This window comes from Massilia psychrophila (genome assembly GCF_002760665.1).
Classification (GTDB): Bacteria; Pseudomonadota; Gammaproteobacteria; order Burkholderiales; family Burkholderiaceae_D; genus JAFCUW01.
This window is the reverse complement of record NZ_PDOB01000035.1, coordinates 18,504-44,181: the sequence shown is the minus strand read 5'-3', so window position 1 is coordinate 44,181 and position 25,678 is coordinate 18,504. Positions and strand designations below refer to the sequence as shown.

At 63.3% G+C, this 25,678-nt stretch carries 27 protein-coding genes and 4 pseudogenes; 17 read left to right on the top strand and 14 right to left on the bottom strand.

Going from position 1 to position 25,678, the window contains the following annotated elements:
• Positions 1-19 precede the first annotated feature (19 nt).
• Positions 20-219 (bottom strand): annotated as a pseudogene (locus tag CR103_RS17950) (DDE-type integrase/transposase/recombinase); the annotation flags it as partial.
• 74 nt (positions 220-293) lie between these two features.
• Here CR103_RS17950 and CR103_RS17945 point away from each other — a divergent pair.
• Both CR103_RS17945 and kdpE read left to right on the top strand, forming a co-directional pair.
• A pseudogene (locus CR103_RS17945) lies at positions 294-1,223 on the top strand (ATP-binding protein); the annotation flags it as partial.
• On the top strand, positions 1,220-1,921 hold the full coding sequence (gene kdpE, locus CR103_RS17940; protein WP_099917299.1) for a two-component system response regulator KdpE: 702 nt from the start codon (positions 1,220-1,222) through the stop codon (positions 1,919-1,921). The pseudogene CR103_RS17945 and the gene kdpE, both read left to right, overlap by 4 nt.
• A gap of 303 nt (positions 1,922-2,224) precedes the next feature.
• Here kdpE and CR103_RS17935 read toward each other — a convergent pair whose 3' ends face one another.
• The gene (locus CR103_RS17935; protein WP_099917298.1) at positions 2,225-2,932 is read right to left on the bottom strand and encodes a GntR family transcriptional regulator; all 708 of its coding nucleotides are present in this window, start codon (positions 2,930-2,932) and stop codon (positions 2,225-2,227) included.
• A gap of 159 nt (positions 2,933-3,091) precedes the next feature.
• On the opposite strand from CR103_RS17935, the pseudogene CR103_RS17930 reads away from it, so the two are divergent.
• The 6 genes and pseudogenes from CR103_RS17930 to CR103_RS24345 form a co-directional block, all read left to right on the top strand.
• Positions 3,092-3,301: pseudogene (locus CR103_RS17930) on the top strand (ketol-acid reductoisomerase); the annotation flags it as partial.
• Between the two features lie 67 nt (positions 3,302-3,368).
• A complete protein-coding gene (locus tag CR103_RS17925; RefSeq protein WP_099917297.1) occupies positions 3,369-4,898 on the top strand; it encodes a Rieske 2Fe-2S domain-containing protein in 1,530 nt (509 codons plus the stop codon).
• A gap of 56 nt (positions 4,899-4,954) precedes the next feature.
• Positions 4,955-5,956, top strand: coding sequence for a PDR/VanB family oxidoreductase (locus tag CR103_RS17920; protein WP_229443590.1), 1,002 nt, complete (start codon positions 4,955-4,957; stop codon positions 5,954-5,956).
• Between the two features lie 102 nt (positions 5,957-6,058).
• Positions 6,059-6,913, top strand: coding sequence for a class II aldolase/adducin family protein (locus CR103_RS17915; protein WP_099917295.1), 855 nt, complete (start codon positions 6,059-6,061; stop codon positions 6,911-6,913).
• A gap of 90 nt (positions 6,914-7,003) precedes the next feature.
• The gene (locus CR103_RS17910) at positions 7,004-8,311 is read left to right on the top strand and encodes an MFS transporter (RefSeq protein WP_099917294.1); all 1,308 of its coding nucleotides are present in this window, start codon (positions 7,004-7,006) and stop codon (positions 8,309-8,311) included.
• A gap of 27 nt (positions 8,312-8,338) precedes the next feature.
• On the top strand, positions 8,339-8,554 hold the full coding sequence (locus CR103_RS24345; RefSeq protein ID WP_143752665.1) for a hypothetical protein: 216 nt from the start codon (positions 8,339-8,341) through the stop codon (positions 8,552-8,554).
• On the opposite strand, the gene CR103_RS17905 is transcribed toward CR103_RS24345, so the two are convergent.
• Complete coding sequence (locus CR103_RS17905) at positions 8,496-9,176, bottom strand: hypothetical protein (protein WP_099917293.1); 681 nt, start codon at positions 9,174-9,176, stop codon at positions 8,496-8,498. The genes CR103_RS24345 and CR103_RS17905 overlap by 59 nt on opposite strands.
• A gap of 107 nt (positions 9,177-9,283) precedes the next feature.
• Between CR103_RS17905 and CR103_RS17900 the strand changes: the two genes are divergently transcribed.
• Genes CR103_RS17900 through CR103_RS22850 form a run of 3 tightly spaced genes read left to right on the top strand, consistent with a single transcriptional unit; the run spans position 9,284 to position 11,569 of the window.
• Positions 9,284-9,949 (top strand): response regulator, encoded by a 666-nt coding sequence (locus CR103_RS17900; protein WP_099917292.1) that lies wholly within the window; start codon positions 9,284-9,286, stop codon positions 9,947-9,949.
• An 8-nt stretch (positions 9,950-9,957) separates the two neighbouring features.
• Positions 9,958-11,358 (top strand): sensor histidine kinase, encoded by a 1,401-nt coding sequence (locus CR103_RS17895; RefSeq protein ID WP_180279452.1) that lies wholly within the window; start codon positions 9,958-9,960, stop codon positions 11,356-11,358.
• Positions 11,359-11,410: 52 nt separating this feature from the next.
• On the top strand, positions 11,411-11,569 hold the full coding sequence (locus tag CR103_RS22850) for a hypothetical protein (protein WP_180279451.1): 159 nt from the start codon (positions 11,411-11,413) through the stop codon (positions 11,567-11,569).
• A 10-nt stretch (positions 11,570-11,579) separates the two neighbouring features.
• Here CR103_RS22850 and CR103_RS17890 read toward each other — a convergent pair whose 3' ends face one another.
• Both CR103_RS17890 and pepN read right to left on the bottom strand, forming a co-directional pair.
• Positions 11,580-12,278, bottom strand: a complete 699-nt coding sequence (locus tag CR103_RS17890) for a hypothetical protein (protein ID WP_099917290.1) — start codon at positions 12,276-12,278, stop codon at positions 11,580-11,582.
• 9 nt (positions 12,279-12,287) lie between these two features.
• Positions 12,288-14,981: an aminopeptidase N gene (gene pepN, locus CR103_RS17885; protein ID WP_099917289.1), complete on the bottom strand. Its 2,694-nt coding sequence runs from the start codon at positions 14,979-14,981 to the stop codon at positions 12,288-12,290.
• Between the two features lie 170 nt (positions 14,982-15,151).
• On the opposite strand from pepN, the gene CR103_RS17880 reads away from it, so the two are divergent.
• Complete coding sequence (locus tag CR103_RS17880) at positions 15,152-15,352, top strand: hypothetical protein (RefSeq protein ID WP_099917288.1); 201 nt, start codon at positions 15,152-15,154, stop codon at positions 15,350-15,352.
• A gap of 6 nt (positions 15,353-15,358) precedes the next feature.
• Here CR103_RS17880 and CR103_RS17875 read toward each other — a convergent pair whose 3' ends face one another.
• The 3 genes from CR103_RS17875 to CR103_RS17865 all read right to left on the bottom strand — a co-directional run bounded on the left by CR103_RS17875 (position 15,359) and on the right by CR103_RS17865 (position 17,759).
• A complete protein-coding gene (locus CR103_RS17875) occupies positions 15,359-16,417 on the bottom strand; it encodes an alkene reductase (RefSeq protein WP_099917287.1) in 1,059 nt (352 codons plus the stop codon).
• 9 nt (positions 16,418-16,426) lie between these two features.
• Positions 16,427-16,723, bottom strand: a complete 297-nt coding sequence (locus tag CR103_RS17870) for an ArsR/SmtB family transcription factor (protein WP_099917286.1) — start codon at positions 16,721-16,723, stop codon at positions 16,427-16,429.
• Positions 16,724-16,877: 154 nt separating this feature from the next.
• Positions 16,878-17,759, bottom strand: coding sequence for an EamA family transporter (locus tag CR103_RS17865; RefSeq protein WP_099917305.1), 882 nt, complete (start codon positions 17,757-17,759; stop codon positions 16,878-16,880).
• A 162-nt stretch (positions 17,760-17,921) separates the two neighbouring features.
• Between CR103_RS17865 and sugE the strand changes: the two genes are divergently transcribed.
• Positions 17,922-18,242, top strand: coding sequence for a quaternary ammonium compound efflux SMR transporter SugE (gene sugE / locus CR103_RS17860; protein ID WP_099917304.1), 321 nt, complete (start codon positions 17,922-17,924; stop codon positions 18,240-18,242).
• Positions 18,243-18,279: 37 nt separating this feature from the next.
• Here the strand turns inward: sugE and CR103_RS17855 are convergent, their stop codons facing one another.
• Positions 18,280-18,639 (bottom strand): hypothetical protein, encoded by a 360-nt coding sequence (locus tag CR103_RS17855; protein ID WP_099917285.1) that lies wholly within the window; start codon positions 18,637-18,639, stop codon positions 18,280-18,282.
• A complete protein-coding gene (locus CR103_RS17850) occupies positions 18,603-18,869 on the bottom strand; it encodes a hypothetical protein (RefSeq protein WP_143752664.1) in 267 nt (88 codons plus the stop codon). The genes CR103_RS17855 and CR103_RS17850 overlap by 37 nt, the downstream gene beginning before the upstream one ends.
• Positions 18,870-19,123: 254 nt before the next feature.
• Between CR103_RS17850 and CR103_RS17845 the strand changes: the two genes are divergently transcribed.
• The 4 genes from CR103_RS17845 to CR103_RS17830 are packed head-to-tail and all read left to right on the top strand — an operon-like array spanning position 19,124 to position 22,901.
• Entirely contained in the window at positions 19,124-20,176 is a 1,053-nt protein-coding gene (locus CR103_RS17845; RefSeq protein WP_099917283.1) for a glycosyltransferase family 2 protein, read from the top strand.
• Positions 20,173-21,798: an ArnT family glycosyltransferase gene (locus CR103_RS17840; protein ID WP_099917282.1), complete on the top strand. Its 1,626-nt coding sequence runs from the start codon at positions 20,173-20,175 to the stop codon at positions 21,796-21,798. The genes CR103_RS17845 and CR103_RS17840 overlap by 4 nt, the downstream gene beginning before the upstream one ends.
• Positions 21,799-21,805: 7 nt before the next feature.
• Positions 21,806-22,642, top strand: a complete 837-nt coding sequence (locus tag CR103_RS17835) for a phosphatase PAP2 family protein (RefSeq protein ID WP_099917281.1) — start codon at positions 21,806-21,808, stop codon at positions 22,640-22,642.
• Positions 22,629-22,901 (top strand): lipid-A-disaccharide synthase N-terminal domain-containing protein, encoded by a 273-nt coding sequence (locus tag CR103_RS17830; protein WP_099917280.1) that lies wholly within the window; start codon positions 22,629-22,631, stop codon positions 22,899-22,901. The genes CR103_RS17835 and CR103_RS17830 overlap by 14 nt, the downstream gene beginning before the upstream one ends.
• 12 nt (positions 22,902-22,913) lie before the next feature.
• Here CR103_RS17830 and CR103_RS17825 read toward each other — a convergent pair whose 3' ends face one another.
• The 4 genes and pseudogenes from CR103_RS17825 to CR103_RS17810 all read right to left on the bottom strand — a co-directional run bounded on the left by CR103_RS17825 (position 22,914) and on the right by CR103_RS17810 (position 25,540).
• Positions 22,914-23,885 carry a M14 family metallopeptidase gene (locus CR103_RS17825; RefSeq protein WP_099917279.1) on the bottom strand — a complete coding sequence of 324 codons (972 nt, stop codon included), beginning with the start codon at positions 23,883-23,885 and terminating at the stop codon, positions 22,914-22,916.
• 201 nt (positions 23,886-24,086) lie between these two features.
• Entirely contained in the window at positions 24,087-24,662 is a 576-nt protein-coding gene (locus CR103_RS17820; RefSeq protein ID WP_099917278.1) for a hypothetical protein, read from the bottom strand.
• Positions 24,569-25,039 carry a hypothetical protein gene (locus tag CR103_RS17815; RefSeq protein WP_218968496.1) on the bottom strand — a complete coding sequence of 157 codons (471 nt, stop codon included), beginning with the start codon at positions 25,037-25,039 and terminating at the stop codon, positions 24,569-24,571. Before CR103_RS17815 ends, CR103_RS17820 begins: the two co-directional genes overlap by 94 nt.
• Before the next feature lie 8 nt (positions 25,040-25,047).
• A pseudogene (locus tag CR103_RS17810) lies at positions 25,048-25,540 on the bottom strand (Hcp family type VI secretion system effector).
• Positions 25,541-25,678: the final 138 nt, after the last annotated feature.

The following is a 25,678-nucleotide window of genomic DNA, read 5'->3' as shown; positions in this document are numbered from 1 at the left end:
TCGCGCTTTGCGGTCAGCAGAAGTCGACGGTCTTTCCCTGCTTGTCGACAGCGCGATAGAGGTATTTCCAGATGCCCTTGACCTTGATGTAGGTTTCATCCATGCGCCAGCTGGTGCCAACCGGGCGAGGTGCCGGTAGCTCAACGGGTAAGCCACGTACCAGCGGATGCAAACCAGGATCACGTCGATCGGGAAGCGCATCCCTTTGAAGTTGAGCATCTCGATTCATCCAATATCCGGGCGTCATAGTCTACCTGATCAGCAACCATGGTCTGGCTAACGCGACAGAACCCACCTTGCCGGCCAGTCCGTTTTTTTACCTGCCCTTGGTCGCCCCGATGCGTACGCGCGGCGTGCTGGCCATCGAGCCTGAACAGCAGCGCTGGATCCTGATTCCCGAACAGCGCTAGCAACTCGATACTTTCGCGGCGCTGGCCGCGATCGCGCTCGAGCGCGTGCATTACATCGACGTCGCCCAAGGCGCCCTGGTCAGCATGGAGACGGAGCGCCTTCGAAATTCGCTGCTCGCTGCGCTCTCGCACGACCTGCGTACGCCGCTCACCTTGCTGGTCGGCTTGTCCGAATCGCTGACGCGCTCAAAACCGGTGCTGCCGGTGGCCCAATTGAACATGGCGCATGCGCTGCATGGCGAGGCGCTGCGCATGAGTGCCCTGGTGGCCAATTTGCTGGACATGGCGCGCCTGCAAAGTGGCGAGGTCAAGCTGCAACTGGAATGGCAGGTTCTCGAAGAGGCGGTTGGCACCGCGCTGCGCCTGACTTCATCGTCGCTCAGCAACCATATCGTGACAACCAGCATCCCGGTTGATTTGCCGCTGATACGCTTCGACGCTGTCCTGCTGGAGCGGGTATTGTGCAGCCTGCTCGAAAATGCCGCGAAATATACCGTGCCGGGGTCCAGCATCGACATCTGCGCCGCCCTTCGTGGACCGTGGGTGAGGTTGACGATCGCTGACAATGGCCCGGGCGTCGCCCCAGGGCGGGAAGAAGAAATGTTCGAAAAATTTACACGCGGCGAGCGCGAGTCTGCACGGAGCGGCGTTGGCCTCGGCCTGGCGATCTGTCGCGCCATCGTCGAGGCGCACGGCGGCAGGATCAGTTACGCCCGATCCGATCTTGGCGGCGCCGCATTCATCATCACGCTTCCCTTGGGGCAGCCGCCTTCAACGCCCGATCTCGACATGGACACACGGAACACTGTATGAGCGAACTTGCACCGCTTGCATTGCTGGTAGAAGACGAACCGCAAATTCGACGCTTTGTACGTGCCGCCCTTGAAGAAGAAGGTTGGCACGTCCACGAGGCCGCCACCGTCCAGCGCGGCCTGAGCGACGCCGGCACCCGCAGTCCGGATCTGATCATTCTCGACTTGGGTTTGCCGGACGGCGACGGCATCGATTTTCTTAACGATATTCGCAAATGGTCGACTGTTCCCGTCATTGTGCTTTCGGCCCGAACGGGTGAAGCTCACAAGATCGCCGCGCTCGACGCCGGTGCCGACGATTATCTGACCAAACCGTTTAGCGTAGGTGAACTGCAAGCCCGGGTGAGGGCGACGATCCGTCGCCAGCGGCAGCCGGGAATCGACAATGCCGGCCAGGTCCGATTCGGCGATGTGAGCGTCGACCTGAAGGACCGGCGCGTTTCAAAAGGCGGCGCCAGTGTACATCTGACGCCAACCGAATATCGCCTGCTGGCGGTCATGGTAGCAAGTGCCGGCCGGGTTCTGACCAATCCCCAGTTGCTGCGCTCCGTTTGGGGGCCGTCGCATGCCGAAGATGGACACTATTTGCTGATTTACATGGGCCACTTGCGCCACAAGCTCGAGGACGATCCGGCCCAGCCGCGGTACCTGCTGACTGAAACGGGGGTGGGATACCGGCTGCTGACCGTGGCGACCTGAGGTACTTAGAGCCTATTCTTATTGGCCATTTTCGCCTCCTTAAAGCAAGCTTAGACGGGACAATGACCTTAAAATTGCCTCAATAAGAATAGGCGCTAAGCGGGTGACCAAGCCGGTGTTGAACTTCAAAGCGTACCACGCTGCCCGTTCCGTTCCGTTCCGTTCCGTTCCGTTCTGGCCGGCGTCGAGCTCATGCACATGATTCGCAAGGGCCAAGCTGTGCATACGTCCTTCGTCGACCGACACTGTGGCCGCTCGTCACACTGTCGAGATTGATGTCGTACATGCAGTAACGGCCAACAATCAGCCCTCTTGCCATGGCGTTTTGCGCCGGGGCACGGCAATCGGCTCGGGCTTGAGTTCCTGCATGCGCGCCATCAGGTTCTCGCGTGCGAAATTGGCATGGCGTTCGCACAGTTCACCAGCGAGCTCGACCTGGCCGGCGGCAATCGCATCGGCAATGGCTTCGTGATCATCCCAGATCGATTCGCGCCGCTCGGGTGACTGCAGCGCCGCACCCATGACACGCCGCAGATGGGCCCAGTGCACTTGGGTCGTTGCTACAATCAACGAATTGCCGGAGGCCTGGTAGATCGCGCCATGAAAGGCAATATCCGCTTCGATCATGGCCTTTACATCCTTGCCGCGCACCGCCAGGCGCCCGGCGGCGATGATCTCCGTCCCGATGTCGATTTTCCGCGCTGCCGCCAGGCGCGCACCCAGTGCGTCAAGTGCGCCCCGCACCTGGTACAGGTTGCCGATCCATTGGGCGTCCATGTCGGCGATCACGATGCCGCGGCCGGGTGCGTCCTGCACCAATCCATCCTTCTTCAGCAAGCGCAGGGCTTGCAACACCGGCGAACGCGACACGGCCATGCTCTCGGCAATCTCTTCTTGCGTGATGCGCGTACCGGGCGCAAGAGAGCCGTCGCTGATGGCGTCCAGCAGCGATTTATAGACTTCGTCGACCAGATCGGGACGTGACTGGATTTTTGTTAGTGCGCTGAGCATGGGAACCTCCGTGAATACAGTATACCATCGCATCAGAAAGCGAGAAAAGCGCTTGACTTCCATATGAAACTGACTATTATCGTACTCCGTATACAGAATACGATAAATAGGCGAGTGAAAGTGTTCTACGATAAAGATTGTGGCCAGGCGCCAGGCCATACCCGTGCGGCGATGCGCCAGTGCCTTGAAGATACCGGGACCGCTGAATAGGCGAAAAGTTTTATCCTTGACAGCAAAGCCGGGGCTCCCACCCTGGGTGCCCGCCGCCGCCTGACTGCGGATCATGTGATTGAAAAGGTCGGAGCTGACCTGCGCGCGATGATGGCGTGGATTGCCGAAGGCAAATTGGTGGACCGCAGCAAGAACTGAGATACATTTTTTCACATACTTTGTATACAGAGTTCAGTAGACATTCACAGAAAGTAGAGGAGACACCATGAACATCCGAGACAAAAACTCAGAACTTGCCAATCCGCCTGTCGTCAAGAAGCTGATCCCGTTCGGCGGCTATCACACGAACAAGATTCCGGGCCATGACCCCGAACTGACCGAAGTCGGCCCGGGCACGCCGATGGGCGAATACATGCGCCGCTTCTGGCATCCCGTCTGTATGTCGGCTGAACTGACGGATACGCCGCATTTCCTGAAAATCCTGTGTGAAGAGCTGGTGGCGTTCCGCGACGGCTCCGGGCGCATCGGCCTGCTGCATGCGCACTGCGTGCACCGCGGCGCATCGCTCGAGTACGGCGCGATCCAGGAAAAAGGCATCAAGTGCTGTTATCACGGCATGGTGTTCGACATCGACGGCACCTGTCTGCACGTCCCGTTTCCAAAGGGTGAAGAAAAGGAAGGCGAAAAATACGCCTGTTCGATCAAGCAGGGCGCTTACAAGGCCTTCGAGCGCAACGGTCTGGTGTTCGCCTACATGGGCCCGCCGGACGAAGAGCCACCATTCCCTGAATGGGAAGGCAATTTTACGGTTGCGGAAGGCGATGAGCTGGTCCCGTACAGCAATTTCCAGCACTGTAACTGGATGCAGGTGCAGGACAACGCGGCGGATAATTTCCACCCGACGGCACTGCACTCGGCCAAAAACGTCGTCAAGGGCCAGTACCAGGGCACCACGTTCGACGAAGTCGGCGCTGCCTCGATGGAAGTGGCACCGGACATGGTGTTCGTTCCCATCCACCAAGGTCGCGGCCTGGCCTGCGCCGGTGCGCGCCGCGTCAACAAGGATCGCCTGTTCATCCGTGTGCAACACCAGGTGCTGCCGAACCTGAGCCTGCACGCCTACACGTCGGAAGACGGTTCCAGCAAGAAGCTGTTCAGCCGTTTCCACATCGTGCGCTGGACGGTCCCGGTTGACGACGTCAATGCCAAGATGATTGGTTGGCGCGTGATGGGGCCGGGCATCGACACGCGCGGCGTGGGCGATAAATCGATGGTGGGTTACGAATCGATCGACTTCCTCGAAGGCCAAGTGGCAATGCGCCGGCCCGAGCGCTTCGGCAAGTACAAGATCGAAGACCACCCACCGATTCCGTCGGACCACCGTGCCCGCGAAAATTACAAGGATTGCCAGTACGCGCCGGGCGATTACGAAGCCATCATCAGCCAGCGCCCGATTGCCGTTCACGCGCTGGAAAATCCGACCAAGTTCGACGCCGGCGTCTTCCAGTTCCGCAAGATGCTGCGCGACGCGATCCGCGGCACCAACCAGGCTGCCGGCCCCGAGCAGTTCGCTGCCTGGCTGCGTGAAAACAGCGCCGCGCCGAACAGCTACTGCACCGGCAATGTGCTGGAAGTGCCGGAAGCGGCGACCCTGGAAGAAGAAGTGAAACAGCGCCGCCACGTGGCGCGCCAGATCGTCGCCATCCTGACGGAGAGCGACGCGCTCAAGGGCGATGCTCGCGACAGCTTCGTGCGCAACCGTTTCGACGCGCTCGAGCAGTCCACCAGGAGCTGAAACTCGGCAGGCGCCATACCAACCCTGGCGCTGACCCGGGTAACCAGGAGACAGTCATGGAAATGAATCAACACTTTATCGGTATCAGCCGGCCCCTGACCGGGTTGGCCCTGGTGGTGCGCCAGATCCGCTTCGAAGCGAACGGCATCAACTCGTATGAACTGGCCGATCCGGCCGGCGCCGAACTTCCCGCGTTCACGGCCGGCGCCCATATCGATATCCATTTGCCGAACGGGATCGTGCGCCAGTATTCGCTGTGCAACGCGCCGGCCGAGCGGCACCGCTATGTCATTGCGGTGCTGCGCGACGAAAAGGGCCGCGGCGGATCGATAGCCCTGCACGATTGCCTGCACGTGCAGGACATCGTCAACGTTAGCCTCCCACGCAACAATTTCACCCTGGTGCCCGAAGCGAAAAAGGTGATCCTCGTGGCTGGCGGCATTGGCATGACGCCACTCAAGTCGATGGCCCATGCGCTCGAGACTGAGGGCGTGCCGTTCGAAATGCATTACTGTTCGCGCAATGCCGGCTGTGTCGCCTTCAAGGAGCAGCTCGATGCGACCTGGGAGCACGGCAAGTTCCACTTCCATTTCGACCATGGCGATCCGGCCAATGGCCTGAACATCATCGGCCTGCTCAGCGCTCCGGCGCCGGATACGCATGTGTTTTACTGCGGCCCGGCGGGCTTCATGAAGGCCTGCGCCGAGGCGGTCAGCCACTGGCCGGCCGGCACGGTTCACTTCGAGCACTTCAAGGCACCGGAGCCGGCCGCCGGCGCGCCAGTTGCACTGGCCGCCGGCAGCTTCATGGTTAAAATCGCCAGTACCGGCGCCATGCTGGAAGTGCCGGAAGAGCGCAGCATCGCCGCCGTTCTCGCGCAGGCGGGCGTCCCCATCGAGACGTCGTGCGAAGCGGGGCTGTGCGCGACCTGCAAGATCCGCTATCTCGACGGCGACGTCGATCACCGCGATTACATTCTCAGCGATGAAGAGCACGGCCAATGGCTGACCGCGTGCGTATCACGCGCGACGAGCGGCGTGCTGGTACTCGACCTGTAGCATCCCTTTGACCTTGCACCAGCCGACCGGCAGTGTGCTCGCCACCGGGCCGGCAGCACGCATCTTGTGGTTCCCGAAATCGCATTCACCGAGGAGTATCACATGCTGGACACAGTCAACAAAGCGGCGACTGCCGCACCCACCGCGCTGCAGCTCGATGCCAAGCGCTCGCTCTACTATCCAAAACAACCGGGCGTCATCTTCCCCGACATCCCGTCCTTCGACACGGTCGAAGAGGAGCGCCAGCACCGCAAGGAACGTCTGGTGGCCGCTTGCCGCGCCTTCGACCAGCACGGCTTCGACTATGGTTTCGCCGGCCACCTGACGGTACGCGACCCGGAGCATCCGGAGCTGTACTGGACCAACCCGATGTGCGTGCATTTTTCGCAGGTTAAGGTATCGAACCTGATCCTGGCAGACCACCAGGGCCGGGTTGTCGAAGGCGATTACGCCATCAACCGCGCCGGCTTCGTGCTGCACGCCGCTGTGCATGAAGCGCACCCGGACATCATGGCGATGTGCCACGCCCACACTGTCTACGGCACTGCATTCGCGTCATTAGGGCGGCCACTCGACCCGATCAGCCAGGATGCAGCGGCGTTTTTTGAGGACCATATCGTCATCAAGGACGAAGCCGGCCAGGTGGCGCTGGAAGAAAAGGCTGGCCTGGCGGTGTGCGACTGGTTCAAGGACGTCAAAGCTGCAATTCACCAGAACCATGGCTTGCTGACGGCCAGTCGCCACAGCATCGAATCGGCAGCGTTCTGGTTCATTGCGCTCGAGCGCTGCTGCCGGCAGCAGTTGCTGGTCGAAGCCACCGGTATCAAGCCGACTCTCGTGTCGCCAGACCGTTCGCGCTACAGCCGCGACCACGTCGGCAGCGAATATATCGGCTGGCTGCATTTCCAGACCATCTGGAGCCAGTTGTCGAAAACCCAGCCTGACATGTTCGAGTAGACGCAGTGCTGCAGGCTGCCGGCCACCGGCAGCCTTCCGAGCCACACAACGCTCGACGTGGCGGTTCTTAATATAATCAGGAGACGAACAATGTACAGCCCAACCACGTTGGTCGACGGCGCCATCACGCCCGACGAGACCGCTACCGCCTATTCGAAAGTCACCTGGCGGCTCATCCCGTTTCTATTTATCTGTTACGTCTGCGCCTACCTGGACCGCGTCAACGTCGGCTTCGCCAAGCTCAAGATGATGAGCGACCTCGGTTTCAGCGATGCCGTCTACGGCCTCGGCGCTGGCGTGTTTTTCGTCGGTTACGTTTTGTTCGAAGTGCCGAGCAACCTGATCATGCTGAAGGTCGGCGCGCGCCGCTGGATCGCCCGCATCATGATCACCTGGGGCATGGTGTCCGGGGCGATGATGTTCGTCAATTCGCCGACCAGCTTCTACATCCTGCGCTTTGCCTTGGGCGTGGCCGAAGCGGGCTTCATTCCGGCCATCATTTTATATCTCACCTACTGGTTTCCGGCCTCGAAATGCGGCAAGGTCACGGCCCTGTTCATGACCGGTATCCCGATGTCCGGCGTCATCGGCGGCCCGGTGTCCGGCTGGATCATGTCCCGGATGGACCAGGTGCAAGGCCTGGCATCGTGGCAGTGGCTGTTCCTGCTCGAGGCCATCCCGACAGTCGTGATCGGCTTCGCCGCCTACTTTTATCTCGACGACAAAGTGGCCGATGCCAAGTGGCTGACCGCACGTGAAAAATCCATCCTCGAACGCGACCTGACGCAGGACCAGCACGGCAAGAAGCATTCACTGCGCGACGGCTTCACCAACCCATGGGTCTGGCTGCTCAGCTTCATCTACCTGTTCTTTACGATGGGGCTCTACGGGGTGAGCTTCTGGTTACCGTCGATCGTCAAGGCCAGCGGCGTGGCCGACCCGCTCGATATCGGCCTGCTGACGATGATTCCGTACGCCTTCGCCACCGGCGCCATGATTTTAACCGGGCGCAGTTCCGATGCCAAAGGCGAGCGCCGCTGGCACCTGGCGCTGCCCGGTCTTGCCGGCGCCATCGGCCTGGCATGGAGTGTGGCGTATGCGGACAATACCGCGGTCGCGATGTTCGCCCTGACGCTGGCGACGATGGGCATCATGTCGACCATCTCCCAATTCTTTGTGCTGCCGCCTTCGATCCTCACCGGTGCGGCTGCCGCGGCGGGCCTGGCGATTGCCAACTCGGTGGGGAGCATCTCCGGGCTGATCGCGCCTTACCTGCTTGGCGTCGTCAAGACCGTCACTGCCAGCACCAACGCCGGCGTGCTTGTGCTGGCTGTCTGCCTCATGATCGGCAGCCTGCTGGTGTTCACCGTACCGGCGCGGCTGGTCAACCGCAAATAGTCGTGGTCCCTCAGTTGCGCGGTCGCGGTGTACGGCCTGCTCGACACCGCAATTGTGCAGGAAGGCGGCGGCGTGAACGGATCGCTGACGAAAGTCACCAGCGCAGTGGGCGCCGGTTCGCGCCTCGGTTTCAAGGGCAGCAAAGAACTCGGCGGTGGCTTGTCGGCCATCTTTCTGTGCGAGCTTAGGCGATTGCCCGCCGCTGCTGGCGGCGCCAGGTACGCCACAGCAGCCAGGCGATAGTGCCGATGCCGAGCGCCGACGGCAGCAGTTGCGAGTACGGCTGGCCGAAGCGGATGGCATTGCCGCTGGCGGCCGACAGCATGGCGAACAGCGAAGCGACCGACTTGTAGACGTGTTCATAACGCCACAGCACGCCGTGCCAGTGCGGCGGAAACAGCCAGCGCGCGATGTCGTAGCCGATCACCACGGCCAGCGTCGCCAGGCTCGAATGGACGACGGCGGACGACCCTCCCGGGGCGGCGCTCACCACTGGCGCGAGGATGAAGCCGGCGGTGGCGGCGCAAGTACTCAAGGCGGCGTCGACTAGGCTGGGACCGTTCGCCCGGGTGACGACCGCGCGCCAGGCGCCGAGGAACTGGTACAGCACCAGCACGGTCAGGATGGCAAACAGCGGGATGAAGCGAAACAGCAGGTTGCCGGCCACCGCCGACGCGCACACGGCCAAGGTCAGATAGCCGAAGCGGCGCCCGCGGCGGCGGTGCCGTTCGGTGCCCTTGGTGGTGGCCAGGATGACGAAGCCGAGCGCAATGGCGGCAACGCCCGAGCCGACATGAAAGCCGATGTTCAGCAAGTGCAGGGTGGCGAAGTGCGTGGTGATGAAGTCAATCGTAAGCAGTTGCATGGCGGCCCCTGGTAGTCGAGGTCCGGCCGCGTATGCCGCCGGAACCGCCAATTGTAGGTAAGCGTACCTTTGGCTTAACCCAAGGTCGGACCCGATATACTTGCCGCATGCACATACTGATCATCGAAGACGACCTTGACCTCGGCACCGCGTTGCAACAGGCGCTCAGGGCCGAGGGCATCAGCAGCGAATGGCTGCGCCGGGTGGCCGACGCGCCGGGCGGGTTCGGCAACGATACCGATAACGTCTATGACTGCGCGCTGCTCGACGTCTCGCTGCCCGACGGCAGCGGGCTCGAGCTGCTGGCGCGCTGGCGCCGCGCCGGCGTCGCGCTGCCGGTCGTGATCATCACCGCGCGATCGAGCCTGGACGAGCGCCTGGCCGGCCTCGATGGCGGCGCCGACGATTTTCTCATCAAGCCGTTCGCCACCGCCGAATTGGTGGCGCGCATTCGTGCGGTGCTGCGCCGCCATGCCCGCCAGGCCAGCGAGCGCTGGGCCATCGGCGACATCGAGATCGAGCCGCGCAGCTACTTGGCCTGGCTCGAAGGACGGGCGCTCGAGTTGTCGCCGCGCGAATTCCACCTGCTGCTGGAACTGGCGCGCGGGCCGGGCAGCGTGGTGCCGAAGGGCGTGCTGGCGCAGCGCCTCGAGCCGCTCGGCGACGCCATCGACTTCGGCGCGCTCGAAGTGCACGTCTCCAACCTTCGGCGCAAGATCGGCGCCCAGCGCATCCGCACCGTGCACGGCATCGGCTACATGCTGGTCGCATGAGGGCCGGCGTGAAAGGCAATACAGCGTCGCCGCCGACATTGGCGCGGCGGGTGGTGCTGGCGCTGCTGCTGGCGTTTGCCGTCATTTTCGCGCTCAACCTGGCGGCGATCTACTGGCAGGTCACCGGCCAGGCCGGCGTCGATGCCCGCCTGCGCGCCCGCGCGCAAACGCTGCTGGCGGCGGTCGACGGCGCCGCCAGTGCGTCTGAGGCGCATGCGATCGCCGCGGCGGTGCGCGCAATCCTGAATCCATCGACCGGGTCGGTGACCATGCCCGGCAATCCGCGCGCCCAGCGCCAGGGCGGCGTGCTGGTGCTGCTGGCCGATGCGGCGCCGGTTGCTCAAGCTGCGGCCGAAGCCCTGCATGAGGGCCGCACATTGCGCGTGGTGCGCGCCGCCTCGGCGCGCTGGCTCGTCACCATCGGCGAGGAAAAGCCCGGCGCCGGGCTGCTGTTGTTGAAAATCAGCCGCGACATGGGCAGCTACCTGCTGGTCTCCTTCGTGCTGGTGCTGGTGGCGATCCGGCTGGCGGTGACGCGCGGCTTGCGGCCGCTTCGCCAGCTGTCGAAGGCGATCACGGCCCGCGGGCCGGACGATTTGCATCCGCTCGGCGTCAATCCCGTGTATGCCGAATTGACGCCGCTGGCCGGCGCCATCGACCGGTTGCTGGCCCAGTTGCGCGGCAAGCTCGAAACCGAGCGTGGCTTCGTGCAGGACGCCGCCCACGAACTGCGCACGCCGCTGGCGGTTATTTCGGCCCAGGCCCGGGTGCTGGCGGCCACGCCCGGCGGCCCAGCGCGCTTTGACGCGGAGCGCGACATGGACCGCGCAATCGAACGCGCCTCGCGCCTGATCCACCAACTGCTGGCGCTGGCGCAAGTCGACAGCGCCCCGGCCCATGAAGCGCGCCTGGTCGACGTCGCGCTGGCGGTGCGCCACGAACTGGCGCTGCTGGCGCCGGCGGCGATGGCGCGCGGCGTGGAACTGTCGTTCGATTCGCCCGACGTGCTGATGCACGCGCTCGACGTGCCGGCGCTGCAGTCGATCGTGCAAAACCTGCTGGCCAATGCAATCAGCTATGCCGGCGAGGGCGCGCAGGTGGTGGTTGGCCTTGGCGTGCGCGGTGACATCCTTGTGCTGTCGGTGGCCGACGACGGGCCCGGCATCGCGCCGGCGCAGCACAGCGAGGTTTTCGAGCGGTTCCGGCGCGGCAGCGGAATTGACGCGCCCGGTTCGGGACTGGGCCTGGCAATCGTCAGGCAGGCGGCGGCGCGGATGAAAGGCACGGTACGGCTGGCGCCTGGCCTGGGAGGCAAGGGCTGCGCGTTCGTCACCGAGCTCCCCAGGGCGGGTTCGCGCTCAGGCTCAGCAACCGCGGACGCGAGCCATTCGAAGTCGACAACGTGTTGACGGGTTACTCCGGCGGGGGGAATCGGCGGTACTGCCCTTCATCCTGGTCGAGATGAGTCGCCGCACGATGGAACCGGCGCCGGAATTGAAGACGAATCCGCCGCCGTTCAAGCAGAGCATGGACCGCTTGCAAATGCTGTTGAAAAGTACGCGACTGAGGCCAACCATGCCGTTGATGCCGGACATGGCGGCCCTGAAAGCGAAGAATTGAGCATGGCGGATCAGTCGAAACGGAGACGTCCGGCGAAATACTCGCCCAGCGCGAACAACGGATTCGACACGATCGCGGTCTTGCTGTGGGTGCTGTCGTTGCCGCAGTTGCCGCAATAATGGCGCCGGTGCTCGTTGCGCGCGAAGGCGCCCAGGTCGAGGTGCGGATAGCGGCAACGGGCGCAGTCGAGGCAGCCGAGCAAACGGGCGCCGCTGCGCGCTTCGTTTAACGCCCGCAGCGCCGGCGGCGTGACGTTGACCTGCACGATGTCGGGATGGGCGAAGATGCCGTCGATGCCGGTCAGCGCGATGGCGCGCAGGCAGGCATCGACACCGATGGCAGTCGCCGCCGGCACCGCGCGCACATGCATTCCCTCGCCACGGGCGACAACGCGCACGCTGGCAAAGCGGCGCATGTCGAGCAGCAGCGGATCGAGTACGAACGCGAGCGGTTCGCCGGCGGCCTTGCATCGCTTTACACCCAGCCTGTCAACCGCCAGCAGGTCCGCCTTGACGCCCCAATACCCCTGGTGCGTACGGCACCACCAGCGCGGGACGCCATTGCGGTACTTGCCGGCCGACGCAAAATCGCAGGCCAGCAGCCCGCTCCCGACATCACCGCGCAGCATGGCGCCAGAATCGGCGACGGCGATATTGCCGACCGTCCCCGCATCCGACCAGCAAATGCCGCCGCTTTCGCTTTCCGGCATACGGGCAAATCAGGCCTTCGGCACCGTCATGGTCTGCCGGATCATCAGGCAGCGCTTGTCTTCCTGGTGCATGCCGAGCAGGGAGCGGCGGGTGCTGGCCGACAGGTCCTTGTACCGGGCGGCGGCCGTTTCCAGCCGCTTGATGCTGGCCGGCGTGCAGTTCATCGGCAGCGTGTTGGTAAAGCTGCGCATGAAGACCGGACCGGCCGCCTTGTCCATTGCCGGCAGCCTGGCCAGCCGCTCGCTGGCGCTCGCTTCGCTGAGCGCGGCCTGCTCGACCGGATAAAGGTTGCCCATCGCGACCCGCACTTTCGAAAACGGCAGCGTGGTGTTAAGGTCTTCCACCTTGGACAGCCACTCGGCTTTGGTAGCCGGATCAGGCCGGATGACGGTGGCGGCGAGCGCCGCCGATTGGCCGGTGTCGGACTTGTCACGCGCCAGTTCGGCGGCGATCAGCTCGAAGCTGCCGGGGTAGGCAAACCGGTTCAGCCGGCCGATGATCGACCAGCGCAAGTCCTGGCTGACGACCAGGTTTTCAACTATCAGCTTGCCGTCGAGGATGGCGGCAAGGCGCCCGAGCGCGTCGCCGCTGGAGGCGCTGCCCAGGTAATGGTTGAACCAGCTGCGCAGAAAATTGTTGTCGTTGCTGTTCGCCTGCACGCCGGCCCAGGCCATCTCTTCGATCGCCCGCGTGGTCACTCGCGTGTAGGCGGCGTCGCCGTGCATCGCATCGAGGTAGTACTTCGATTGCGAGATCATGCCCAGCACTTTGCCAAGCAGCGTGTAGTCTTTCTCGGCGCCGGCGTTGGCCAGCGCGGTCTTGATGAATTCGTTGAGCGGCAACTGGCCGTCGCGCACGCCGTCCCACAGGCTGACCCACAACATCGAGCGCAGCAGCGGGTCGTCGACTTTCGACAGGCTGGTTTGGGCGGTGGCGAACGAACGCTTGTCGAGCTGGACCTTGGCGAAGCCCCAGTCCTGGTAGTTCGGGTAGACCAGGTCCGGGCAGGCGCTGCCGATCATTGCCGGCACCTTCGTCGCGGCGCCCGAATAGGTCACCGCCACGTTGTTTCTTAACACCAGCCTGGCGCCATCGAGTTTGAACGTCGCTACCTGCACCCGCTGTTCGCGCAGGGTCGGCAGCGCCGCGCTCGGCGCGCTCTGCTGCAACGTAAAACTGTTGATCTTGCCGCCGGCGCAGCTGTATTTGGCGGCGATGGTGTTGACGCCGGCGTTGTACAGCCATTGTTTGGTCCATGGCCCGAGATCGCGCCCGGCCGCGTCCCCAAGACTGCCGATAAAGTCAATCAGGGTCGCGTTCTTGTACGCATACTTGACCAGGTAGTTGTGCACGCCCTTGCGGAACACGTCCTCGCCGAGCAGGTGGCGTAGTTGCATCAGCACCGACGCGCCTTTCGAATAGGTGATCGCGTCGATGTTGTCGAAGGCGTTCGCGGTCGACGGCACCGGCACTTCGATCGGGTGGGTCGCCAGCGACTGGTCGGTCGTGTAGGCAGCCTGCTTGGCGCCGGAATAGAACTCCTGCCACGCATTCTTGAACTCGGTCGACTCGGCGGTGGCCAGGGTGCCCATGAAAGACGCGAAGCTCTCGTTGAGCCACAAGCCGTTCCACCATGTCATCGTCACCAGGTCGCCGAACCACTGGTGCGCCATCTCGTGCATGATGACCGCGGCCAGGCTTTGGCGCTGCGCCGCCGTCATCTCGGCCTTGTACAAAAAGCCGCGCTCGCCGAAGGTGACGGCGCCGGCGTTTTCCATCGCGCCGTACAGGAAGTCCGGCACCAGCAGCTGGTCGTATTTTTCGAACTGGTAGGGAAGGCCGAAGTAGTTGTCGAAAAACGCCAGGCCGGCCTTGGTGTACCTGAACCAGTCGGCCGGCGTCACCTGGGACGCCACCGACTGGCGGGCGAACAGGCGCATCGGGTAAGGGCCGCTGTTGTCTTCCCAGATTTTATAGGGGCCGGCGTGCAGCGAAAAATTGTACGGGCTCAGTTTTTTGGTGGCCGGGAAGGTCCAGCGCTTGAGCGCAGGGTCGGCGGCGACTGCCGTATCGGCTCCTTCAGCTACCACGGCCGATTCACGCTTGGTCGACACCACCACCCAGTCGGCCGGCGCGGTGACGTTGACCTGGTAGCTCGCCTTCAGGTCGGGCTGGTCGAACAGCGCGAACATCTGGTGGGCGGCAGCCGGCTCGAAATGCGAATAGGTGTACACCTTGCCGTCGACCGGGTCGACCATCCGGTGCAAGCCTTCGCCGTTGGTGCTGTGCGCTCGCTGGTAACTGACCGACACCGTGTTGCGGCCCTTGACCAGGTCCTGCGGCGCGAGGGTGATGAAAAAGCCGTTGTAGCGCGGCGCTACCTGCCGGCCGTTGACCACCAGCGCGCTGATGGTAGCTTTGTTGAGGTCGACCGTCAGCGGCGCCGCCGTATCCAGCAGGTCGAAGCTGATCGCGCTGGTGCCGCTGAAGGTTTCCTTGCCCGTCAAGGCGAAGTCGAGCACGTAATCGACGTTGGCCACGCGTGCCGAGCGGGCCGCCGCTTCCGTCTGCGTCAGGTAGGTGTTCTCGGCGCGCGGTACGGCGTTGGCGGCACTGCCTGCGCTGGCGGCACTGCCTGCGAAGGCGGCGCTGATGGCGAGGACGAGGGCGAGGACGCGGACAGGGCGGGCACTAGGTTTCAAGAAGGTTCCTTTGGAAAGCCGGTGCCGGAAGCGGCGCGGACATTGAAGCGATGCAGAATAGCACGGCGATAACAGAAAGAAAATCTTGACTTGATATATATGCGTGGTTATTTAAATAACTCGGCGACCGGCTGGAAACGCCTCTTCAACAACGTCGAAGGAGGCTGCCAATGACCCATCCTGACGCCAGCGACGTGGATTTCCCGATGAGCCCGAACTGGCCGCTGGAACTGCACAACACCATCACGCTCGCCGAGCAGGATGGCAAGACGGTGCTGACCTTGCTGTCGCAGCCGAACAGACGCTCGAAGAGCGTGCGGGAAGGGTGCGGAGTCGTTTCTACCGGTGGCAGAAACGACAAACTACTTTGACGCCTTTTACGCCGACAAGGCCGGATAGTCCGTATAACCTTCCGCCGCCGGCCCGTAAAACAGCTGTGGACGCGCCGGATTGAATTCGGCGTTCAGTTCCAGGCGGCGCGGCAGGTCCGGGTTGGCGATGAACAGCTTGCCGAACGCTACCGCATCGGCTTTGCCCGACGACAGCAGTTGCTCGGCGCTGTCGCGCGTCAGCTGTTCGTTGGCAATGTAGACGCCGCCGAATTCTTTCTTGAGTAGTGGACCGAGGCTGTCGTCGCCGACCGCCTCGCGGGCGCAGATGAAGGCGATGCCGCGCTGCTTCAGCTGGCGCGCGACGTAGCTGAACGTGGCCGCCGGAGCCGAGTCGCCCATGTCGTGGGCATCGCGGCGCGGCGCCAGGTGCATGCCGACCCGGCCGGCGCCCCACACGTCGATGCAGGCGTCGGTGATCTCGAGCATCAGGCGCGCGCGGTTCTCGACTGGGCCGCCGTAATTGTCGGTGCGGAAGTTGGTGCTGTCTTGCAGGAACTGGTCGAGCAGGTAGCCGTTGGCGCCGTGAACTTCCACGCCGTCGAAGCCGGCCAGTTTGGCGTTTTCCGCGCCCTTGCGGAAGGCTGCAACGACGCCGGCGATTTCGTCGAGCGTCAGCGCGCGCGGCACGGCGTATTCACGTTCGGGGCGCAGCAGGCTGACATGGCCCTTGGCGGCAATCGCACTTGGCGCGACCGGCGCCTCGCCACCGAGCAATTGGGGATCGGAAATACGGCCGACGTGCCACAGTTGCATGAAGATCCGGCCGCCGGCCGCGTGCACGGCCGAGGTCACTTCTTTCCAGCCGTCGACCTGCGCATCCGACCAGATGCCCGGCGTGTCGGCGTAGCCAACGCCTTGCGCGGTGACCGAGGTCGCTTCCGACAGGATCAGGCCGGCGCTGGCGCGCTGCACGTAGTATTGCGCCATCAGCGCGTTCGGCACGCGTTCGCCGCCAACTGCGCGGGCGCGGGTCAGCGGGGCCATGATGATGCGGTTCGGCAGTTCGATGTCGCCAATCGTGATCGGGTCGAATAAGGTGGTCATGTGATGCTCCTAGAGTCCGTGATGAATGTGGGTGAGGAAAGCCTGGATGGTTTCCTCATTGCGTTTGTAAAAAATCCATTGGCCGACGCGGCGCGACGTGATCAGCCCCGCGCGCTGCAGCGCGCCGAGGTGGGCCGACACGGTCGACTGCGACAGCCCGGTGCGCGCATCGATCAGGCCGGCGCAGACGCCGATGTCGAGCGGGTGGTCCTGGTGCGCGAAATGCTCGTGCGGGTCCTTGAGCCAGCCAAGAATCTGCCGGCGCACGGGATTGGCCAGCGCCTTGTGGATCGCGTCGATGTTCATGTGAAAGTCCTTGTATCGGGTTTCTGCGAACCTAATATCGTCATATTACGATATGTGCGGAAAGCGTGCTGGCCGCGGCAGTCGATTAAATCGGCGCGAAATAGTCGGGGCCGCCGCGCGCAGCGTTTGTCCACTGCACATGGCGTACGGATGGCTAGCGCGGGGCGGTCGCCCTTTCCCAGATGCGCCCGCCAAACAGGTTCAGCGCCAGCCCGCCCAGTACCAGCGCGCCGGCCGCCACTTTCCACCACTGCAAGGGTTCGCCCAGCACCGCGGCCGCGCTGAGCATGCCGGCGACCGGTACCAGCAAGGAGAACGGCGCAACGGTGGCGGTCGGATAGCGCCGCATCAGCATCGACCAGATGCCGAAGCCGAGAATGGTGTTCGGATAGGACTGGAACAGCACCGTCGCCAGCGACTTCAGGCTGAAGTGCTGATACGCCAGTTGCCAGGCAGCGCCGCCTTCGATCAGCCAGGACGCCAGCAGCAGCGGCGGCGTCGCCACCAGCGAGCTCCACACCACCAGCGACAGCGCGTCGACCTGGCCCATTTTCTTGGTGACGATATTGGCGAACGCCCAGCACATCCCGGCCAGCACCACCAGCACGAAGCCGACCAGGGTCGCCTTGCCGTCGAGGTGGATGGCCACCAGCGCCATGCCGCCGAAGGCCACCAGTGCGCCCAGCAGCTGCGCGCTTTTCGGCCGCTCGCCGAGCATCAGGACGGCCAGGCCGATCGTAAAAAAAGCCTGCAGCTGGATCACCAGCGACGCCAGTCCCGCCGGCAGGCCAAGCTGGATGCCGGTAAACAGCAGCGTGAATTGCAGCGCGAACTGAAACAGGCCGTAGGCCAGCACCAGCTTGACCGAGGTCTGCGGGCGCTTGACGAAGAACGCCAGCGGCAGCGCGGCGAACAGGAAGCGCAAGGCTGAAAACAGGATCGGCGGCAGGTTTTGCAGGCCGATCTTGATCACCACAAAATTGACGCCCCAGATGGTCACCACGCCAAGCGCGATCATGATGTCGGCGCCCGTCATCGTCTGCTTCATGCGGTTTTCCCTGGCACTGTAATGGTCGAGTTCGATTTTGACCCGAATTATGGCGTAGATCGGCGCGCCTTGCTGGCTGCGGCCCGGTGTGGTAAGTTTTCCTCTTTTACCGCTGGTAAGGCAAGCCTTGCCAGCATCGAGGAGTTGTCCATGAGTTGGATCATCCTGTTACTCGCCGGTTTGCTCGAAGTGGCGTGGGCGATAGGGCTGAAGCAGTCCGCCGGATTTACCAAATTGTGGCCGTCGGTGTTTACTGCAGTGACCATGGCCGCCAGCATAGCGCTGCTCGGACTGGCGCTGCGCGAATTGCCGCTCGGCACCGCCTACGCCGTGTGGACCGGCATCGGCACCGTCGGCACCGTCATCGTCGGCATCATGCTGCTCGGTGAGCCGGCCGGTCTCTTGCGCCTGGTGTCGATCGGGCTGATCGTGGCCGGCATCATCGGCTTGAAGGTGCTGACGCCGGCCTGATGGCGATGCGCGTTTTTCCTGTTTTCTGTTATCGCGCTTACTTCAGGCTGGCCCACAAATACACCGGCTCGGCATTGAACACGGCCGGCAGCATCTTGATTTTGCCTTCGAGACGTTCGGTGCGGATCAGGCGCAACAGGCTTAGTTCGTTCATGTAAGTGTAGCGGCCATGGCCAGCCATGATCTTGCGCAGGTTGACGACGCTGTCGCCGGTGCTGTCGTCGACGGCGATGCCGCGCGCTTTCAGTTGCAGGATGTAAGCCGAACCGCGGGCCGTATTGATCAAGGGCTTGAGCCGCACCAGGTCGTCGACATTGTTGACCGCCTGGGCGTCGCCGCCAACCGCCGCCAGGCGATGCCTCACTTCGTACAGCGGCACCTCGAGCCGCACCGCCACGCTGCGGCGGCGCCGGCCCTGCCGGTTTCCAGTGCATCCTCGATCACCAGCAGCGAGCGCGCCTGCTGGTAGCCGGCAAAGCGCACGCGCGGCTCGATCCGTTCGATCGCCGCCATCAGGTCCGGGCACAGCCCTTGCGCTGTGCCGTCTTCCATCACCCATTTCGGCGCAATGCTTTCTTGCGCCAGCACGGTGATTGTCAGCGGCAGCGGCGTTGATGCCGCAGCCAACAATCAGTGCGCAAGCCAGCGCGCGCGGCGCGCAAATTCGTCGTATCCCATGATTCTTCTTTTTAGTTATCTTTGTATAAGGCCGCGGGCGATTTTTCTTGGATGAATCGGCCGCAGCCGGCTTGCCGAACATCGACATTTCGGCGAATCCGCCGTTCGATTGAGGTGGATCGCACGCGCTGTCCGGGGGGCGGTGAACATGGCAGCTTGTGCACCTGCGATGGCGAAGTTCGACAATGCATTGGAAGCTCCGAATGGAAGAATTTGCCGGCACTAGCGCCACTATCGGCCCGCGGGCAGCGCGCGCCAGCCACCGCCTGTCGCTGGTGGTGCCGCTGTTTAACGAAGAAGACAACGTCGCGCCGCTGGTGGCGCAGGTGCAGGCCGCGCTTGGCCAGCAGGCGATGCCGTGGCAGCTGATCCTGGTCGACGACGGCAGCGAAGACCGCACTGCCGAGCGCGTGGCGCAGGCGGTGTCCGCCAACCCCGGCCAGCTCTGCGCGGTCATCCTGCGGCGCCGTTTCGGCCAGACTGCGGCAATGCAGGCCGGTATCGACATGGCGCAGGGCAGCATCATCGCCACCATGGACGGCGATTTGCAAAACAATCCGGCCGACATCGCCCGCATGGTACGGCGCCTGATCGACGAGGACCTCGACCTGGTGGTCGGCTGGCGCCAGCAGCGACGCGACAATCTGTGGCTGCGCAAGCTGCCGTCGTGGTGCGCCAACCGCCTGATCGTCGCCGTCACCGGGGTCCGGCTGCACGACTACGGCTGCTCGCTGAAGATCTTTCGCGGCTCGGTGATCCGCCAGGTCCGCCTGTACGGGGAAATGCACCGCTTCATCCCAACCTGGATGGCGACCGTCACCTCGGCGGCGCGCATCCGCGAAGAGCCGGTCAGCCATTTCGCGCGCGTGCACGGCCGCTCCAAATACGGCCTTGGGCGCACCTTCAACGTCATCCTCGATCTGCTGTCGGTGTATTTCTTTACTCGCTACCGCGCCAGCCCGGGTCATTTTTTCGGCCGCATCGGGCTTGCCTGCATCGGCGTTGGTGGCGCCGCCCTCGGCTACCTGGCGTGGCACAAGCTGTGGGGCGGCGAATCGATCGCCGGCCGGCCGCTGCTGATGCTCAGCGTGCTGCTCATCGCCATCGGCGTGCAGTTCGCCTGTACCGGCATCGTCACCGAGATGCTGGCACGCACCTATTACGAGTCGGGCGACAGCAAAACCTATTCGGTACGTGAAGTGTTAGGCAGCATTGCCATCAACGAGCCTTCGATCCACGCCAGGGACCTGCGGTGAAAAAGATTGCCGTATTGGTCGGCACACTGGTCGGCACACCAGCAGCGCGGGCCACCAGCCATGCGGCGCGCAGCACGCCGGCGCCTTTGGCTCTGCCGGCGTTGCTGGCGCTGGCCGTCTGGTTCGGCTTTTTCAACCAGCTGGGCGGCTTTCCCCTGTTCGACGTCGACGAGGGCGCCTTCAGCGAAGCGACCCGCGAGATGCTCGAGCGCGGCGACTTCGTCACCACCTGGCTCAATGGCCAGCCAAGGTTCGACAAACCGATCCTGATCTACTGGCTGCAGGCGCTCTCCGTGACGCTGTTCGGCGTGCACGAGTTCGCCTTCAGGCTGCCGTCGGCGCTGGCGGCGCTCGGCTGGGTCGGGGCGATTTTCGCCTTCACCCGCCAGCAGGCCGACCGCGACACTGCCTGCGCTTGCGCGCTGATCGCCGCTACCACCGTCGGCGTCAACGTGATCGGGCGCGGCGCCACCGCCGACGCCTTGCTCAACTTGTTTCTTGCGCTGGCCATGTTCGACATCTACCGCTATATGGCGCAACCACCGGCGCAGCCGCTGGCGCGCTACCGGCGCCGGGCGTGGCTATGGATGGCGCTCGGCATGCTGACCAAGGGGCCGGTCGCACTGCTGATCCCGTTCGCCGCCAGCGGCCTGGCGTTTGCGCTGCACGGCAAGCTGCGCGAGTGGCGCCAGGCCGTGTTTGATCCGGTCGGCTGGCTGATCCTGCTGGCGGTAGCCGGTCCGTGGTACCTGCTGGAATACCTGCGCCAGGGCGACGCCTTCCTGGCCGGCTTCTTCATGCGCCACAACGCCCTACGCTTCATGGCGCCGCTGCATGGCCACCGCGGCAACCTGCTGTACTACTTGCCGGTCTGCCTGCTGCTGGTGCTGCCCTACACCGGCCTGTTGTTGCGCATCCTGCCTTCCATCCTCACCATGCGTGCGAAGCCGCTCGACACCTTGCTGTGGTGCTGGTTCCTGTTCGTGCTGGCGTTCTTTTCGGTGGCAAGTACCAAGCTGCCGCACTACCTGCTGTACGGCGTGACGCCGCTGTTCGTGCTGATGGCCATGCGACGCCACCTGCTGGCCTCGCGCGTTCTGGCATTCGTGCCGCCGCTGCTGCTGCTCGGCGCTGTGGCCGCGCTGCCGGCGGCGCTGGACGCTTTCGGTCCCGGCGTCCGCAACCCCTACATGCGCGAAGCGTTGACCCAGCCTGGCGTATTCGGTAATGGCTACCGGCTGGCGTCGTCGCTGCTGCTGCTGTCGGCGCTGGCGCTGGCCCTGGCGCCGCTGCCGCGCTACGAGACCTGGCAAAAACTGGTCGCCTGCGGTTTTCTGTGTTCGGTTGCGGTCGGCACCTTGCTGTTGCCGGCGCTGGGACAGTTGCAGCAGGGGCCGGTAAAGGAAGCGGCACTGTTTGCGCGCGAGGCCGGCTTGCCGGTGCGCACCTGGCAATTCAACGTGCCCAGCTTTAGCGTCTACCGTGGCCAGGTCACCGAGCGCGCCGTCGCGCTGCGTCCGGGTGACGTCGTGCTCACCCGCGTGAGCGCGCTGGCCGCGCTCGGCCGGGTGGACGTGCTGTACCGCAAGGGCGGCGTCGTACTGATCAAGATACTTCCGTAAGGCCGCCATGCAGCCGCATTTGCCTCGCCACCTGTTTCCCGACAGCCGCTCGCCCTGGACCTGGCTGCCGCCCGCAGTGGCGCTGCTGCTCATTACCATGCTCGCCGTCAGCGCCACCAACCGCAGCCTGTTCGTGCTGCTGAACGGGTTCGGCCAACGGTTCGACGACGCGCTGTGGCTGAACCTGACCCTGCTGGGCGACGGCGCCGTTGCGCTGGCGCTGGTGCTGCCGTCGATCCGGCGTTCGCCGCGCTGTTTCTGGGCCGCGCTGATTGCCGCCGTGTTCGCCGTACTGTGGGTGCAGGTATTCAAACAGGTGGTCATCATGCCGCGGCCGCTGGCGGTGTTGTCGCCCGAGCAGTTCTTCCAGAGCGGGCCGGCCTTCCGCGCGGTGTCCTTCCCTTCCGGCCATGCCGCGGCAATTTTCGCCATCGCCGGCATCTGGGTGATGTCCTTGCCCGGGCGCACGCTGATACGCGGCGCGCTGCTGGCCCTGGCGGTCCTGGTGAGCCTGTCGCGCGTGATGGTCGGCGTGCATTGGCCGGTCGACATCCTGTGGGGCATGCTGGGCGGCTGGCTGGCGGCATGGTCGGGCCTGGCGCTGTACGCGCGCTATCAATGGAAAACCGCCTGCACCGGCGGTTTTCTCGCCGCCCTGTTGCTGCTGCTGGTGGCGGCGGCGCTGCTGGTCAGCCACCACGTGCACATCCCCGAGGTATTGCCGCTGCAACGCTCGCTTGGCGCGGTCTGCCTGGCGTGGGGCGCCTGCGAGATGTACCTGATGTTGCCTCGCATGAGCCCTGCCAAAGGCGAACTCAAAGGAGGACTCGATGGACAAAAATGAGCTGTGGTGGCTGCTGCTCGGCCTCGGCGGCCAGGCCCTGTTCATGCTGCGCTTCTTGATCCAGTGGCTGCACAGCGAGCGCCAGCGCAAGAGCGTGATCCCGGAGTCGTTCTGGTATTTCAGCATTGCCGGCGCACTGGTGCTGCTGGCGTATTCGGTCTACCGGCGCGACGCGGTGTTCATCGTCGGGCAGGTGCTCGGGGTGGCGATCTACCTGCGCAACCTGGTCCTGATCCGCGGCGCCAGGGGCCAGGCCTGATCGCCGACTGCTTCAGCGTCCGAAATCCGGATTGGCGCGCGTCAGGTAATACCACTCCTGGTTGGCGCCGGCATTGGTGTCCGGGAACAGGATGCGGCCATCGAGCTCCGACGTGACAGGCGTGCCGTCAGCGCGCACGCCGATCTGCTGGCCCTTGGCCACCGGATCGAAGCTGGCCCACGTGCGAACAAAACTGTCGCCCTTGTCCATCTTGTCGTGCACCACCACCATCGACAGCGCCTCCGTCCGGTCGAAGGCCACCGGCTGCGGCTCGGGCCCGTCGATCACTTTTAAAAATGCCAGCGTGTTCATGATGGCGCGGTAGGCGACGCCGGACGCCGCCGGGTCGTTGTGCTGGCCGCATTCGAGCGTCAGGGCGTAGCCGCCGGTGGTGCGCATGTATTCGGTGGTGCCGACGCCGTAGCGCAGCACGGTTTCGAGCTGCGAAGCGTCGCTCATGCGCCGCTGCACGCCCTGGCCATAGGTGGCGAGCCAGCCATCGACGAAGCGGTGCACGCCGAGCCGGCGCGCCAGCGCGCGTTCCTTGTCGGCATGCTGGAATGGCTGCAGCGGGCCATCGTTGTTGGTCGGGCCGACCATCACGAACGGCTCGCTGTCGGCATTGAACGAATGCAGGTCGAGCAGCACGTCGTGCTGCGCCAGCAGCGGGCACAGCCAGTTGGCGACCTGGTCTTCGAAGTCTTGCGGGTTCTGGTTCGGGAACAGGTTGCGGTTCAGGTTGCGCTCGCCCGAGCGTCGCACCAGCCGGTAGGCGAGGGGATTGGTGACCGGCACGAACGTCACGCTGCCGTTGGCGATCAAGAGTTTGCCGCTATCGATTTCTTCCATGATGCGGCCAATCGCCACCGTGCCGCAGGTCTCGTTGCCGTGCACGGCGCCGGTGATGATCAGGCGCGGGCCAAGCCCCAAGCCAGTATAAGTGATCGATTTGAACTGCAGGTCGCGTGCGGTTGCGGTTGTCATGGCTGGCCATTCCTCTAAAATGTCGGTGGCGACATTTTATCGGGAAACGCTGGCGTGCGCGGAAACCGCGTGACCATCGGCGTGGCAGTGGTGCCAGGTGACGTGCTGTTCGTCAGTTGCGGCGGCACCACCGGCTGGGCGGCGTCAACCCAGCTAATGGCTGATCGCTGATGGCTGCTGGCATTGGCGCCGGAAAATTGCCTATTTTGTTGCAGTAACATATGGCTTGAATGCGACTTGCAATTCCGGCGAAAGCTGGTCAAAGTCTATATGTTGGTTCTTAATTTCAGTGCGCAACCGCTCCGCGCCGCCCACCGCCCGAACGAGTCGCGCCGCCAAATCTGTGGAAAGTTGTTGCAGGATTGGTAGTGGCGTTTGCTTGAAGTCCCGCGCCTCGAACGATTCGTCGGCCGGATCGTCTACGCACTTGTTCCCTGTTACTAAGTATAGGCCGCCGCGTACTATTAGCTCATACTTCGGCTCGCCTGGAACGGGATAGCGCATCTTGGAATAACCGGACGCTACGTAGTATGCTACGCCGGCATCGGAGGCTTGGGCGAAGATCCACATATGGACCGTCGAGCTTTCGTCATCGGCGATTCGCGAGCACAGGGCGCGAACTTCATCGGGCAGGCGGTCGAGCTTTACGCCAGCGTCCAGCCGCAGGCCGAGAACAGGCTCATTCAGGTATCGCGGCAGCTTGTCCCCCGCCGCAACAGCACTAGAGAGTGCGAATAGCGCCGCAACGAGCGCATGCTTAATAACGGTAAACGGCATATTTTGGCCTTTGTATGCGGTAGCTTGGTCCAGCCCAAAAATCGCGCTGGACGAAATCGGAAACCCAGTGATGCCCATCGTTTTTGAGAACGCCCAGCCACATGGCCCGCTGTGCTGCCCTTGTACGGTTCCATAACCATCACATCGCCCTGCATGAAGTTGAACGAGTCGGGATCTTCAACCGTTATTTTATGGAACCCCAGCGTCAGCAGTTTCGGGCCGTAATTCTTGCCAGTTTCCGGGTAAGAGCCATTAAAGTTCGCGCCACCGGCTTGTAGCGCCTTTCGGACATATTCCCCACACCGCCTTTTGCCGTACCCTTTCTTGTCGGCGGCGCGGTACAGCTCCTTTGTAAATTTAGCGATATCGACTGTCATAATTTGCCTCACGCGATTTTGTTGGATGCCAAATCCCAGCCGCCCACGGTGGCACCGCCAGGACCGCCGCCGATTTTCTGCTGCGTATATTTCCATTTGATTTTGGAGTATGTGAGATTGACGTTCTCGGTCAGGTACGAATCGGCTCCTCCCAAATGCGGTTTAACCAAGCTGATGAGTACATTTTCTAATTCAATTTCGAAATACCTCACCCGCGACCCTTTGCCGTCAGCGCGAAATAGCTCAATTTTCGCCTTTGGAAGGGTCTTGCCCATTGCGCATGTTTGCAAGAGAACGGGCGATGACAGGTCGGCCAGTTTGGAGAATGAGATATCCGCCAGTTCAGCGCGCTCGGCAATGTGCCCACCCGGTCGACGCCGTCGCGCTTCTAGGCTGATGGACGCCCCAGTGAACACCCGTCACTTCGATCCATTCCTTGTGCGCGTCGTCTTGCGACTCGCCTTTAATTCCGTCGATTTGCAGATATGCGTCAATTGCCATTTTGCCTCCTCGGTATGAATTAAACAAATGAGGATTGTTTCTTACCTGAACAGGTGCAGTAATGACCAAAGGCAAGCTATCGAATAGGGGGTGCTTAGTTAATTAAGAAACGCTGGCGTGCGCAGGGCCGGCGTGGCA

Coding starts and splice junctions, on each gene's coding strand:
- kdpE (WP_099917299.1), top strand. CDS start 1,220: ATGAGCGAACTTGCACCGCTTGCATTGCTGGTAGAAGACGAACCGCAA.
- CR103_RS17935 (WP_099917298.1), bottom strand. CDS start 2,932: ATGCTCAGCGCACTAACAAAAATCCAGTCACGTCCCGATCTGGTCGAC.
- CR103_RS17925 (WP_099917297.1), top strand. CDS start 3,369: ATGAACATCCGAGACAAAAACTCAGAACTTGCCAATCCGCCTGTCGTC.
- CR103_RS17920 (WP_229443590.1), top strand. CDS start 4,955: ATGGAAATGAATCAACACTTTATCGGTATCAGCCGGCCCCTGACCGGG.
- CR103_RS17915 (WP_099917295.1), top strand. CDS start 6,059: ATGCTGGACACAGTCAACAAAGCGGCGACTGCCGCACCCACCGCGCTG.
- CR103_RS17910 (WP_099917294.1), top strand. CDS start 7,004: ATGTACAGCCCAACCACGTTGGTCGACGGCGCCATCACGCCCGACGAG.
- CR103_RS17905 (WP_099917293.1), bottom strand. CDS start 9,176: ATGCAACTGCTTACGATTGACTTCATCACCACGCACTTCGCCACCCTG.
- CR103_RS17900 (WP_099917292.1), top strand. CDS start 9,284: ATGCACATACTGATCATCGAAGACGACCTTGACCTCGGCACCGCGTTG.
- CR103_RS22850 (WP_180279451.1), top strand. CDS start 11,411: ATGAGTCGCCGCACGATGGAACCGGCGCCGGAATTGAAGACGAATCCG.
- CR103_RS17890 (WP_099917290.1), bottom strand. CDS start 12,278: ATGCCGGAAAGCGAAAGCGGCGGCATTTGCTGGTCGGATGCGGGGACG.
- CR103_RS17880 (WP_099917288.1), top strand. CDS start 15,152: ATGACCCATCCTGACGCCAGCGACGTGGATTTCCCGATGAGCCCGAAC.
- CR103_RS17875 (WP_099917287.1), bottom strand. CDS start 16,417: ATGACCACCTTATTCGACCCGATCACGATTGGCGACATCGAACTGCCG.
- CR103_RS17870 (WP_099917286.1), bottom strand. CDS start 16,723: ATGAACATCGACGCGATCCACAAGGCGCTGGCCAATCCCGTGCGCCGG.
- CR103_RS17865 (WP_099917305.1), bottom strand. CDS start 17,759: ATGACGGGCGCCGACATCATGATCGCGCTTGGCGTGGTGACCATCTGG.
- sugE (WP_099917304.1), top strand. CDS start 17,922: ATGAGTTGGATCATCCTGTTACTCGCCGGTTTGCTCGAAGTGGCGTGG.
- CR103_RS17845 (WP_099917283.1), top strand. CDS start 19,124: ATGGAAGAATTTGCCGGCACTAGCGCCACTATCGGCCCGCGGGCAGCG.
- CR103_RS17835 (WP_099917281.1), top strand. CDS start 21,806: ATGCAGCCGCATTTGCCTCGCCACCTGTTTCCCGACAGCCGCTCGCCC.
- CR103_RS17830 (WP_099917280.1), top strand. CDS start 22,629: ATGGACAAAAATGAGCTGTGGTGGCTGCTGCTCGGCCTCGGCGGCCAG.
- CR103_RS17825 (WP_099917279.1), bottom strand. CDS start 23,885: ATGACAACCGCAACCGCACGCGACCTGCAGTTCAAATCGATCACTTAT.
- CR103_RS17820 (WP_099917278.1), bottom strand. CDS start 24,662: ATGCCGTTTACCGTTATTAAGCATGCGCTCGTTGCGGCGCTATTCGCA.
- CR103_RS17815 (WP_218968496.1), bottom strand. CDS start 25,039: ATGACAGTCGATATCGCTAAATTTACAAAGGAGCTGTACCGCGCCGCC.